We start from the raw sequence: 12,047 nt of genomic DNA on the forward strand, positions 1-12,047 counted from the left end.
CGAATGGCGAACGACACCATCTTGCAAACCCAAGGCCTGACCAAGGAGTTTCTCGGCTTTGCTGCCGTCTCCAAGGTCGATCTGAAGGTCCGGCGCGGCAGCATCCACGCGCTCATCGGCCCCAACGGCGCGGGCAAAACCACCGTCTTTAACCTGCTGACCAAGTTCATCCAGCCCACCCAGGGGCAAATCCAGTTCAACGGCGTTGATATCACCCGCGAAACACCCATCCAGGTGGCGCGCAGGGGCATGGTGCGTTCGTTCCAGATTTCGGCCACCTTTGGCCACCTCACGGCGCTGGAAAACGTGCGCGTGGCCCTGCAGCGCAAGCGCGGCGATTCGTTCAACTTCTGGTCGTCGGTGCGGCGGCTGGATGCCCTCAATGGCCGTGCCATGGCCCTGCTGGAGGAGGTGGATTTGCAAAGCTTCGCCAACACCGTGGCGGTGGAAATGCCCTATGGCCGCAAGCGCGCCCTGGAGATCGCCACCACGCTGGCGCTGGAGCCCGAGCTGATGCTGCTGGACGAACCCACCCAGGGCATGGGCCACGAGGACGTGGGCCGGGTGGTGGAGCTGATCCGCAAGGTGTCGAAGAACCGCACCATCTTGATGGTCGAACACAACCTGTCGGTGGTGGAGTCGCTGTGCGACACCATCACCGTGTTGCAGCGCGGCAGCGTTCTGGCCGAGGGCAATTACGCCACCGTGTCCAAAGACCCGCGCGTGCTGGAAGCCTATGTGGGGGTGGAAGCATGAGCGACGTGAATACCGGAAAAGAAGTTCTACGTCTCAAGGGCCTGCACGCCTACTACGGCGAGTCGCACATCCTGCACGGCCTGGACCTGCATGTGAATGCGGGCGAGCTGGTCACGCTGCTGGGCCGCAACGGCGCGGGCCGCTCCACCACACTCAAGGCCATTTTGGGCCTGGTGGGCAAGCGCACCGGCTCCATCCAGTTCAACGGCCAGGAGATCACCGGTCTGGCGCCGCACCGTATCGCCCGCCTGGGCGTGGGCTTTTGCCCGGAAGAGCGCGGCATCTTTGCCGGTCTGTCCACCGAGGAGAACCTGCTGCTGCCACCCATCGTGGCGCCCGGCGGCATGACGCTGGACGAGATCTACACCGTGTTTCCCAACCTGCTGGAGCGGCGCAACAGCCCCGGCACCCGTTTGTCGGGCGGCGAGCAGCAGATGCTGGCCATGGCGCGCATCTTGCGCACCGGTGCCAAAACCCTGCTGCTCGACGAAATCACCGAAGGCCTGGCCCCGGTGATTGTCAAAAAGCTGGGCGAGGTGATCCGCCTGCTCAAGTCCCGTGGCTACACCATCGTGCTGGTGGAGCAAAACTTCCGCTTTGCCGCCCCGTTGGCGGACCGGCATTACGTGCTGGAGCATGGCCAGGTGGCCATGGTGGTGCACAAGGATGAGCTGGCAGCCAAGACCAGCGAGATGCAAGCATTGCTCGGTGTTTAGACGGGCATTCACAGCCGTTGGGGTGTGATTCCATTTTTCAATGTAGACCAGAGGAGACTAACCATGCAATTCAAACTAAAACCCCTTGCCCAGGCTGTTGGCTTATCGATGTTTTTGGCCACCGCCGCCCAGGCGCAGGTGTCGGATGGCGTGGTCAAGATCGGCGTGCTGACCGACCTGTCGGGCACCTATTCCGACCTGGCCGGACCCGGCACCGTGATCGCCACCAAGATGGCCATCGACGACTTCGTGGCCGCCGAAAAGCCTACCTTCAAGGTGGAAATGGTCTCCGCCGACCACCAGAACAAGGGCGACATCTCCAGCAACAAGGCGCGTGAATGGATCGAGCGTGACAAGGTCGACGTGATCACCGAAATGGTCACCTCGTCCACCGCGCTGGCGGTGCAAAAGATCGCCAAGGAAAAGAACCGCATCGCCATCATCAACGGTGCAGGCTCCACCGCCATCACCAACGAAGCCTGCAACGACGTCACCGTGCACTGGACCTACGACACCTATGCCGTGGCCAATGGCACCGGCAAGGCCGTCACCAAGGCTGGCGGCAAGAAGTGGTTCTTTCTGACGGCCGACTACGCCTTCGGCCAGGCGCTGGAAAAAGACGCCGCCGATGTGGTCAAGGCCAACGGCGGCGAAGTGGTGGGCAGCGTGCGCCACCCGTTCCCCACCTCGGACTTTTCGTCCTTTCTGCTGAAGGCGCAGTCCTCGGGCGCGCAGATCATCGGCCTGGCCAATGCGGGCGGCGACACCGTCAACTCGATCAAGCAGGCGTCCGAGTTTGGCATCACCCCCAAGCAGCAATTGGCCGGTTTGCTGATGTTCATCACCGACATCCACGCCCTGGGCCTCAAAACCACCCAAGGCATGTACCTCACCGAAGGCTTCTACTGGGACCTGAACGAGGAAACCCGGGCCTGGTCCAAGCGCTTCTTCGCACTGCATAAACGCATGCCCACCATGGTGCAGGCCGGCCAGTACTCGTCCACCATGCACTACCTGAAGGCGGTCAAGGCCATCAACAGCGACGACACCGCCAAGGTGATGGCGCAGATGAAGAAGATGCCGGTCAACGACTTCTTTGCCAAGAACGGCACGATCCGCGACGATGGCCGCATGGTCCACGACATGTACCTGCTGCAGGTCAAGACCCCGGCCGAATCGAAGACACCATGGGATTACTACAAGGTGAAGGCCGTGATTCCTGCGGCCGAGGCCTTCCAGCCGCTGTCGGCGTCGCGTTGCCCGCTGATCAAGAAGTAAGTTGATTCCCCCGGGGCCCTTGCGGCCCCGGATCTTTTCGCGCTACATGGGGAAACACCCGTTATGGAAATCTTCGGCATACCGTCACCCGCGTTTTTCGGCCAGCTGCTGCTGGGGCTGATCAACGGCTCGTTTTATGCCATCCTGAGCTTGGGCCTGGCCATCATTTTTGGCCTGCTCAACATCATCAATTTTGCCCACGGTGCGCAGTACATGGTGGGCGCGTTCGTGGCCTGGATGGCGCTGACCTGGCTGGGCATTGGCTACTGGTGGTCGCTGATCCTGTCGCCGCTGGCGGTGGGGGCGGTGGCGGTGGTCATCGAGCGCACCATGCTGCGCCACCTCTACAAGCTGGACCACCTGTACGGCCTGCTGCTGACCTTTGGCCTGGCGCTGGTGGCCGAGGGCGTGTTCAAAAATTACTTCGGCGTGTCCGGCTCGTCCTACGAGGTACCCGAGCTGCTGCAAGGCGGCATCAACCTGGGCTTCATGTACCTGCCGATCTACCGGGCCTGGGTGGTGGTGGCCGCCATGGCCGTGTGCTTCAGCGCCTGGTACGCCATCGAGCGCACCAGCCTGGGTGCCACTCTGCGTGCCGCCACCCAGCGGCCCGACCTGGTGCAGGCCCTGGGCATCAATGTGCCAGTGCTGCTCACGGCCACCTACGCCGTGGGGGCCGCGCTGGCGGCCTTTGCCGGGGTGCTGGCCGCGCCCATCATGCAGGTGAACCCGGTGATGGGCTCCAACCTGATCATCGTGGTGTTTGCGGTCGTGGTGATTGGTGGCATGGGCTCCATCCTGGGCTCCATCCTCACCGGGCTGGGCCTGGGCGTGGTGGAGGGGCTGACCAAGGTGTTCTACCCCGAGGCTTCGGCGGTGGTGATTTTTGTGGTGATGGTGCTGGTGCTGCTGGTCAAGCCCGCAGGCCTGTTCGGCAAACAAGCTTAACGTGAAACAACTTTCATGGCTCGGAGTGCTCTGCATCCGAGTCCATGAAAGTTACAAGCAGGAATTGAACGTAATGAACGCTATGACTGAACGCCAACGCACCCTGTGGATGTTTGGAGGCCTGATCGTGGTGGGCTGCATCGCACCCTTCGTGCTGTACCCCACGTTTTTGATGAAGGTGCTGTGCTTCGCGCTGTTTGCCTGCGCCTTCAACCTGCTGCTGGGCTTTGCCGGGCTGCTGTCGTTTGGGCATGCCGCTTTCTTTGGCGGCTCGGCCTACATCACCGGCTACCTGTGCCGCGACCTGGGCCTGTCGCCCGAGCTGGGCCTGCTGGCCGGGGCGGCGTTTGGCGGCGTGCTGGGGGCCTTGTTTGGCATGCTGGCGATCCGCCGCGAGGGCATCTACTTCGCCATGATCACCCTGGGCCTGGCCCAGCTGGTGTACTTTGTGGCGGTGCAGATGCCATTTACCGGTGGTGAAGACGGCATGCAGGGCATTCCGCGCGGCAAGCTGTTTGGCCTGGTGGACATGTCGGACAACATCGCCATGTACTTCTTTGTGTTTGCGGTGTTCATGGGCGGCTTCTGGCTGATCCACCGCACCATCCATTCGCCGTTCGGCCAGATCCTCAAGGCCATCCGCGACAACGAGCCGCGCGCCACCTCGCTGGGCTACGACGTGGCCCGCTTCAAGCTGCTGGCGTTCGTGATCTCGGCCTCGCTGGCCGGTCTGGCGGGTTCGATGAAGTCGCTGGTGTTCCAGTTGGCCTCGCTGGCCGACGTGCACTGGCACACCTCGGGCCAGGTGGTGCTGATGACGCTGCTCGGCGGCCTGGGCACCATCCTCGGCCCGGTGGCCGGTGCCATCACCATCGTCAGCCTGGAAGACCTGCTGGCCGACAAGGTGGGCTCCTGGGTCACGGTGATCATGGGCGCCATCTTTGTGATCTGCGTGCTGCTGTTCCGCCGTGGCGTGGTGGGCGAGATTGGGGCCTTGTTTGGCAAGAAGCCGGCAGCGGGTCCGGCCGGGCATTGAAGGCGGTTGCTCCTGTTTTTGATGTCAAAAACAGGAGCTTGTCACGCTGATGGAATAAGCGGTAGAGCCTTATTCCATCGTTGAAAAATAGGCCCTTATTCCAATAATTCGGGCTCGGCTTCCACCAGCCCTGCGTACAGGCTCTCAAACGCATGCAGCGCCCCCTCGGGCTTGCCGATCTGGCTGTGGGTGTGGCGGGCGGTGGCTTCGTCGATGGGCTGCGGCGTGCCGGCGGCCTCGGCCAGCAGCTGGGTGTGGCAGGCGTTGTCTAGCGCGATGTACCACCAGGCGGCGGCCTCCACCGTAGGCCCGGCGCTCAGGATGCCGTGGTTCTTCAAAATCGCGCCTTTGCGGTCGCCCAGAGCGCGGGCAATGCGCAGCCCCTCGCTCTCATCCACCACCATGCCGGTGAAGTCGTCAAACAGCGCCACGTCGCCGTGGAACACGCAGGCGTCTTGCGTCAGCGTGTCCAGCGGGCGGCCCAGGGTAGACCAGGCCTTGCCATAGGTGGAATGGGTGTGGGCGGCGGCAATGACGTTCGGGTTGTGCTCGTGGATGGCGGCGTGGATGGCAAACGCGGCCTTGTTCAGGGGCCGGTCGCCAATGACTGTTTCGCCCCGGCTGTTGACCAGCAACAGGTCCGACACCTTGATGCGCGAGAAGTGCACGCCCAGCGGGTTCACCCAAAAGTGGTCGGTCAGCTCCGGGTCGCGGGCGGTGATGTGCCCGGCCAGGCCCTGGGCAAAGCCGAAGCGGGCAAACAGCCGGAACGCTCCGGCCAGGCGCTCCTGCCGGTGGCGGCGCTCGGCGGCGATGCTGGTGCGCGGCGGGATGGGGTCGAACCAGAACTTTTGCTCCGGGTGTGGATTCAACTGCAATGCGTTGCGGTCCATGGATAAAACGGCGCTCATGGGGGTCTTTCAAGAGGTAAGCAAAGGATTAAAACGGCGGTCCCACAGCGGGCGCACCTGGGCCGGGCCGTCCAGCACGCCCAGCTTCACAAAGGTGTCGGCCACGTCCTGGTGGCTGCGCAGCACGCTCTCATCCACCGCGGCCAGGCTGTAGTCGCCGCTGCGGCGGTTGAACAGCTCCACCAGGTCGCCCACCGGCACCCGGGTTTCGGCGGACTGGGCCTGGGCATAGGCCAGGTAGTGGCTGTTGCTCCAGGCAAACGCGCGTTGCAGGCGCTGCAGCAGGTCGCCGATGGCGGCAGCACGCGGCGTGTCGTCCAGGGTGCGCGGGTTGGCGTAGATGGGGAAGTTGCCCGACAGGTAGCCCACCGCCGTCTTGATGGTGCGCGCGCCGTACTGGGTGCGGGCCAGCTGGCCGTTGTAGCCGTAGATGGCCCAGGCATCCAGGTCGCCGCGGGCAAAGGCCGACAGGCCGTCCGCAGGGCTCAGGCTGACCGCGTCGATATCGCCAAACGACAGCCCGGCCTCGGCCAGTTGCTTGGCTAGGTAGTAGTGCGCGGTGGTGGCGCGCACGTAGCCGATGCGCTTGCCCTTGAAGTCGGCCATGCTGCGGATGGGCGCGTCTTTGCGCGCCAGCGTGGCCTGGTTGTTCAGGTCCTCGTGGGTCACGGCGACAAAGCGCACGCTGGCCTTTTGCCGTGCCGCAAACACCGCGGGGATCTCGCTGCCCGAGCCCAGGTCCAGCGCGTCGCCGTTGATGGCCTCGATGTGCAGCACGCCGTTGTTGAACTCGCGCCAGTCGATCTTGTAGGGCGTGTCGGCCTGGCCCGAGGCCTGCAGCAAGGGCCGCCACAGGCCTTTGTAGGTGCCCACGCGCAGCGTCACGCCGCGCAGGTCCTGGGTGGTGGAGGGGGCGGCTTGGGTAGCCGCAGTGCCGAACGTGGTGGCGGTGGCCGCCGTGGCCAGCAGCCATTGGCGGCGGGTGAGGAGAGGGTTTTGCATGGCCTGCAAGGTAACCCGCAGCCTGCGAATAGCCAACGTAGAAAAGCAAGCTTGCATATCTGGAATACGTCGTTGGGGCGGGTCGGCTGTTTGGTTACCTTTGCGGCATGAACAACCCATTTCCCTCCCTTTCGCGCCGCCAATGGCTGCAACGCGCCGCCGTACTCCCCGCCGTGGGCGCACTACCTGTGTGGAGCGCAGCGCAGACACAGACCGCTCTGGTCCTGGGCGACCAGGCCGGTGGCCTGCGTGCCCTGTTCGAGGCCTCCAAGGCACTGGACGGCGCACCGTTTGCCTGGCGCTGGGCCAACTTCCAGGGCGCCGCGCCGCTGTTTGAAGCCCAGCGCAGCGGCGCGGTGGACACGGCCATGGCGGGCGATTTGCCGGTGCTGGCCGCGGCGGTGGGCAAGACGGCGATGAAGATCGTGGCCACCCGCGTCGGCAAGGCCGATTCGCTGGGCATCGTGGTGCAGGGCGACTCGCCTCTGCGCAGCGTGGCCGACCTGCGTGGCAAAACCGTGGTGGTGTCGTCGGCGCGCGGCAGCATTTCGCAGTACCAGCTCTATGGCGCATTGGAGGAGGCCGGGGTGCGGCGCGAGGAGGTGACCGTCAAGTTCGTGCTGCCCACCGACGCGTCCACCGCGTTCTCGTCCAGGCAGATCGACGCCTGGGCCATCTTTGACCCGTACTACACCATCGCGCTACAAAACGGCGGCCGCGTCCTGCGCGACGGGCGGGGCATCAATACCGCTTTGGGCTTCATCACCGCCAGCGAAGAGGCCCTGGCAGACCCCGGCAAGCGCAAAGCCATCGTGCAGTTTCTGGACCGGTTGGGCCGTGCGGGCGACTGGGCGCTGGCCCACCCCGAGGCCTATGCCCAGGCCTACACCCAGCTCACCCGGTTGCCGATCGAGGCGGCCCGCACCATCACCGCCCGCGCCGCCGTGACCGGGCGGCCGGTGAGCGAGGCCGACATCAGCGCCCTGCAAACCGTGGCCGACCGCTCGGCCCGCGACGGGATTCTGCCGGTGCGGGTGGACGTGCGCGCCATCACCGACACCCAGCTCTGGCCACGCGCGGGCTGAAGGCGCGTTGCTCCTGTTTTTGATGTCAAAAACAGGAGCTGGTCGCGCTGACGGAATAAGCGCCAGGGGCCAATTCAATGCCTGAAAAAGGCCTTTTTTTTACCGAACCAGCAGCACCGGCACATGGCAGTGCGCCAGTACCTGCGTGGCCACCGATCCCATCACCAGTTTGGCCAGGGCACCGTGCCCGTGGGAGCCCATCACCACCAGGTCGCATTTTTCGGTCTCGGCAAACTTGGCAATGGTTTCACCGGGGGGGCCCATCTTCCAGCTGGTCTTGGCGTTGATGCCGTGGCGCAGCAGGAATTCGGCCACCGGGGCCAGCACCAGTTCGGCCTCTTCGGTGGCGTAGCTGTTGACCGCCGCCTGGCCGACCACCGAGCGCACCCGGGGCGGAATGCTGGGCTGTACCGTCAGCACCAGGTACTCGCCCACGCCGCCAAACAGTTCGCTGTGCGTGGTGATGTAGTCCAGCATCTTTTGCGTGTGGTCGCTGCCGTCCACGGCGAGAAGAATTTTCATGGTGTGTCTCCGGGGTGTGTTTTGCACAGTCTATCGGCGCGCGGGCACCTGCGGGTGCGCTCAGTGAAGCCACGGCCCCCGCCTACACGCGGGCGGCATCTTGGCCTACGTGCTTGCGCTGGCGGGCCGTCTCTTTACCGCGTGCCTGCGCGCGACACCAAAAACACCCCCGGCAGAATCAAGGCCGCACCCAGCAGATGGTGCCAGCCCAGGCTTTCGCCCAGCACCCCCCAGGCCAGCAGCGCGCCGTACAGCGGGCCCAGGTACAGGGTGACGGCCACCTTGCTGGCCCCCAGAATCTTCTGCGCCCACCCGTAAATCCAGTAGGCCATGATGCCCGGCACCAGGGCCGCCGCCACGCCCAGCGTCCAGGCCTCGGTACCTAGTGGTGGATTGCCGGGCTGGGCCATTTCCCAGGCCGTGCCTGCCAGCAAAACCGGCATGGCCCCCCAGCAGATGGCGGCCAGGCGGGCGGTGGAGCCCAGCGGGCTGGGCCAGATTTTTTGCAGCAGCGCGTACAGCGCCCACGACACCATGGCGGCCACGATCCAGCCATCGCCCACCACAAACTGCACCCGGCCCAGCGCCGTCCATTCGCCTTTGACGATCACATGCAGCACGCCGGTGAGCGCAATGGCCACGCCCAGGGCCTGCGACCAGCGCATGCGCTCGTGCAGCCACAGCACCGAGCCCAGGGCAATCAGCACCGGTGACGCGGAATAGATCAGCGCAATATTCACCGCGCCCGTGGTCTGCGCGCCCACATACACCCAGGCACCGCACACCACCATGCCGCAAAAGCCCAGCGCCACGTACTGGTACCACACCGCCGCAATGCCGCGCCATTCGCGCCGCAGCTCGGCACGCGCATGCAGGCTGAGCAGCAACCCCGCCAGGCCCCAGCGGATGCAGGCCAGCGTGTAGGGCGCGATCACCCCTGGCGCCCGCCGCGCCACAAAATAATTCACCGCCCACAGCAGCGGTATCAGCCAGATGGCCGACTGGGCCAGACGGGTAGGGGCTTCAGGGCGCAAGGGAGGGGTTCACCGGGGCGGGACAAAAAAATGCTCCTGTTTTTAATATCAAAAACAGGAGCTACTCACGCTTATTAAATAAGCGCTAAGGCCTTATTTCATGGTTAAAAAAAAGGCCCTGAAAATCACATTCCCGCGTAATTGGGCCCGCCGCCGCCTTCGGGCGTAACCCAGACGATGTTTTGCGTCGGGTCCTTGATGTCGCAGGTCTTGCAGTGCACGCAGTTTTGCGCGTTGATCTGCAGGCGGTCCTGGCCGGTATCGGTTTTGACGAACTCGTAGACACCGGCGGGGCAGTAGCGGGCTTCGGGGCCGGCGTATTTGTGCAGGTTGATGTTGACCGGCACGCTGGCGTCTTTGAGCGTGAGGTGCGCGGGCTGGTTTTCGGCGTGGTTGGTGTTGCTGATGAACACGCTGCTGAGGCGGTCGAAGGTCAGCTTGCCGTCGGGCTTGGGATAGTGGATCGGCTTGCACTCGGCCGCAGGCTTGAGGTAGGCGTGGTCGGGTTTGTCGCGGCGCAGGGTCCAGGGAATGTGGCCGCGCAGGGCGAACTGCTCAATGCCATTCATCACGGTGGCGGTGACCAGGCCCTTCTTGAACCAGGCCTTGAAGTTGCGCGCCTTGTGCAGTTCGGTGTGCAGCCAGCTCTTTTCAAACGCCTCGGGGTAGGCGCTGAGCTCGTCGTGCTGGCGGCCACCCGTGACGGCGGCGTACGCGGCTTCGGCGGCCAGCATGCCGGTTTTGATGGCGGCGTGGCTGCCCTTGATGCGGCTCACGTTCAAGAAGCCCGCATCGCAGCCCACCAGCGCGCCACCAGGGAACACGGTTTTGGGCAGGCTGGACAGGCCACCGGCTGTGATGGCGCGGGCGCCGTAGCCCAGGCGCTTGGCGGGTTTCACACCGTGCTCGGCATCGCCTTCCAGGTACCAGCGCACGTTGGGGTGGGTTTTCCAGCGCTGGAACTCCTCGAAGGGGCTGAGGTAGGGGTTGGCGTAGTCCAGCCCGGTCACAAAGCCCAGCGTGACCTTGTTGCCTTCCATGTGGTACAGAAAGGCGCCGCCGTAGGTGCTGTTGTCCATGGGCCAGCCACCGGTGTGCATCACAAAGCCGGGCTGGTGGCGTTGGGGGTCGATTTCCCACACTTCCTTGATGCCCAGGCCGTAGGTTTGCGGGTCTTTGCCGTCGTCGAGCTTGAACTTGGCGATCAGCTGCTTGCCCAGGTGGCCGCGCGCGCCTTCGGCAAACACGGTGTACTTGCCATGCAGCTCCATGCCGATCTGGAAGTCGGCGGTGGGCTCGCCGTCTTTGCCGATGCCCATATTGCCGGTGGCCACGCCCTTGACCGATCCGTCGGCGTTGTAGAGCACTTCGGCGGCGGCGAAGCCGGGGAAGATTTCCACGCCCAGGGCTTCGGCCTGCTCGGCCAGCCACTTGGTGAGCGCGCCCAGGCTGATGATGTAGTTGCCGTGGTTTTGAAAGCACTGGGGCAACAGGAAGTTGGGTGTGCGAAAGGCCGATGTCTCGCCCAGGAAGACCATCGCGTCGTCGGTCACCGGCTGGTTCAGCGGTGCGCCCATGGCCTTCCAGTCGGGGAAGAGCTCGCTCAGGGCAATCGGGTCCATGATCGCGCCGCTGAGGATGTGCGCGCCGGGCTCGGAGCCTTTTTCCAGCACCACCACCGACACGTCCGTGCCTTTTTTGGCCGCCAGCTGTTTCAGGCGGATGGCGGTGGCCAATCCACCGGGGCCACCACCGACCACGACCACGTCGTATTCCATCGCTTCACGGGGACCAAACTGGGCCAGGATCTCTTCGTTTGTCATGTCATTCTTTTCGGGTGGGGCGGCTGCGGGATGGCAGTTACAGCGGGGTTACAAGCGGGACAAAATCGCCGCGATTTTATGCGGACTGCCCAAATCGGGTTGTCACGCGCTGTCACAATGGCCAATTACTACAGTGTGGAGACTCACAGCATGGCATACAGCATGGATCTTTCGGGCCGGGTGGCCCTGGTCACTGGCGCATCGGGCGGCCTGGGGGCCCAGTTTGCCCGCACGCTGGCGCAGGCCGGGGCCGCCGTGGTGCTGGCCAGCCGCCGCGTCGACAAGCTCAAGGAGTTGCGCGCCCAGATCATCGGCGAGGGCGGCGACGCCACCGTGGTGGAGCTGGACGTGAGCGACAACGACTCCATCCAGTCCGCCGTGGCGCACACCGAGACCGAGGTGGGCTCCATCGACATCCTGGTCAACAACTCGGGCGTGAGCACCACCCAGCGCCTGCAGGACGTGACCGAGGACGACTTCGACTTCATGTTCAACACCAATGTGCGCGGCGCGTTCTTTGTGGCCCAGGCGGTGGGAAAACGTATGCTGGCCCGGGCCAACGGCTCGGCCCCCGGCAGTTTTACCGGCGGGCGCATCATCAACATCGCCAGCATGGCCGGGCTCAAGGTGCTGCCGCAGATCGGCGTGTACTGCATGAGCAAGGCGGCAGTGATCCAGATGACCAAGGCCATGGCGGTGGAGTGGGGCAAGTACGGCATCAACGTCAACGCCATCTGCCCCGGCTACATCGACACCGACATCAACCACCACCACTGGGGCACCGAGCAGGGCCAGAAGCTGGTGCAGATGCTGCCGCGCAAACGCGTTGGCAAGCCCGAAGACCTGGACGCGCTGCTGGTGCTGCTGGCCAGCGGGCAAAGCCACTTCTTGAACGGCGCAGTGATTGCGGCCGATGACGGATTCGGGGCGGCTTAA

12 protein-coding genes are annotated in these 12,047 nt (G+C 64.4%); 7 read left to right on the plus strand and 5 right to left on the minus strand.

What is annotated here, in order from left to right:
* The first annotated feature begins 3 nt into the window (after window positions 1–3).
* The 5 genes from AB3G31_RS10110 to AB3G31_RS10130 all read left to right on the plus strand — a co-directional run bounded on the left by AB3G31_RS10110 (window position 4) and on the right by AB3G31_RS10130 (window position 4,734).
* Window positions 4–756: an ABC transporter ATP-binding protein gene (locus AB3G31_RS10110; protein WP_367850041.1), complete on the plus strand. Its 753-nt coding sequence runs from the start codon at window positions 4–6 to the stop codon at window positions 754–756.
* Window positions 753–1,472 carry an ABC transporter ATP-binding protein gene (locus tag AB3G31_RS10115; RefSeq protein ID WP_367850042.1) on the plus strand — a complete coding sequence of 240 codons (720 nt, stop codon included), beginning with the start codon at window positions 753–755 and terminating at the stop codon, window positions 1,470–1,472. The genes AB3G31_RS10110 and AB3G31_RS10115 overlap by 4 nt, the downstream gene beginning before the upstream one ends.
* Window positions 1,473–1,535: 63 nt before the next feature.
* Window positions 1,536–2,750 (plus strand): ABC transporter substrate-binding protein, encoded by a 1,215-nt coding sequence (locus AB3G31_RS10120; protein ID WP_367850043.1) that lies wholly within the window; start codon window positions 1,536–1,538, stop codon window positions 2,748–2,750.
* A gap of 63 nt (window positions 2,751–2,813) precedes the next feature.
* Window positions 2,814–3,698 (plus strand): branched-chain amino acid ABC transporter permease, encoded by an 885-nt coding sequence (locus AB3G31_RS10125; RefSeq protein ID WP_367850044.1) that lies wholly within the window; start codon window positions 2,814–2,816, stop codon window positions 3,696–3,698.
* An 82-nt stretch (window positions 3,699–3,780) separates the two neighbouring features.
* Window positions 3,781–4,734 (plus strand): branched-chain amino acid ABC transporter permease, encoded by a 954-nt coding sequence (locus tag AB3G31_RS10130; protein WP_367850045.1) that lies wholly within the window; start codon window positions 3,781–3,783, stop codon window positions 4,732–4,734.
* A 95-nt stretch (window positions 4,735–4,829) separates the two neighbouring features.
* Here the strand turns inward: AB3G31_RS10130 and AB3G31_RS10135 are convergent, their stop codons facing one another.
* Window positions 4,830–5,645, minus strand: coding sequence for a class II aldolase/adducin family protein (locus AB3G31_RS10135; protein WP_367850046.1), 816 nt, complete (start codon window positions 5,643–5,645; stop codon window positions 4,830–4,832).
* 9 nt (window positions 5,646–5,654) lie between these two features.
* Window positions 5,655–6,647: an ABC transporter substrate-binding protein gene (locus AB3G31_RS10140; protein WP_367850047.1), complete on the minus strand. Its 993-nt coding sequence runs from the start codon at window positions 6,645–6,647 to the stop codon at window positions 5,655–5,657.
* Window positions 6,648–6,754: 107 nt separating this feature from the next.
* Here AB3G31_RS10140 and AB3G31_RS10145 point away from each other — a divergent pair, with 107 nt between their 5' ends.
* Window positions 6,755–7,732 carry an ABC transporter substrate-binding protein gene (locus AB3G31_RS10145; protein ID WP_367850048.1) on the plus strand — a complete coding sequence of 326 codons (978 nt, stop codon included), beginning with the start codon at window positions 6,755–6,757 and terminating at the stop codon, window positions 7,730–7,732.
* A 99-nt stretch (window positions 7,733–7,831) separates the two neighbouring features.
* Here AB3G31_RS10145 and AB3G31_RS10150 read toward each other — a convergent pair whose 3' ends face one another.
* The 3 genes from AB3G31_RS10150 to AB3G31_RS10160 all read right to left on the minus strand — a co-directional run bounded on the left by AB3G31_RS10150 (window position 7,832) and on the right by AB3G31_RS10160 (window position 11,111).
* The gene (locus tag AB3G31_RS10150) at window positions 7,832–8,254 is read right to left on the minus strand and encodes a universal stress protein (RefSeq protein WP_367850049.1); all 423 of its coding nucleotides are present in this window, start codon (window positions 8,252–8,254) and stop codon (window positions 7,832–7,834) included.
* A gap of 134 nt (window positions 8,255–8,388) precedes the next feature.
* Complete coding sequence (locus tag AB3G31_RS10155) at window positions 8,389–9,288, minus strand: DMT family transporter (RefSeq protein ID WP_367850050.1); 900 nt, start codon at window positions 9,286–9,288, stop codon at window positions 8,389–8,391.
* A 125-nt stretch (window positions 9,289–9,413) separates the two neighbouring features.
* Window positions 9,414–11,111: an electron transfer flavoprotein-ubiquinone oxidoreductase gene (locus AB3G31_RS10160; RefSeq protein WP_367850051.1), complete on the minus strand. Its 1,698-nt coding sequence runs from the start codon at window positions 11,109–11,111 to the stop codon at window positions 9,414–9,416.
* A 150-nt stretch (window positions 11,112–11,261) separates the two neighbouring features.
* On the opposite strand from AB3G31_RS10160, the gene AB3G31_RS10165 reads away from it, so the two are divergent.
* Entirely contained in the window at window positions 11,262–12,047 is a 786-nt protein-coding gene (locus AB3G31_RS10165) for an SDR family oxidoreductase (RefSeq protein WP_367850052.1), read from the plus strand.

This window comes from Rhodoferax sp. WC2427 (assembly GCF_040822085.1).
Classification (GTDB): Bacteria; Pseudomonadota; Gammaproteobacteria; order Burkholderiales; family Burkholderiaceae_C; genus Rhodoferax_B.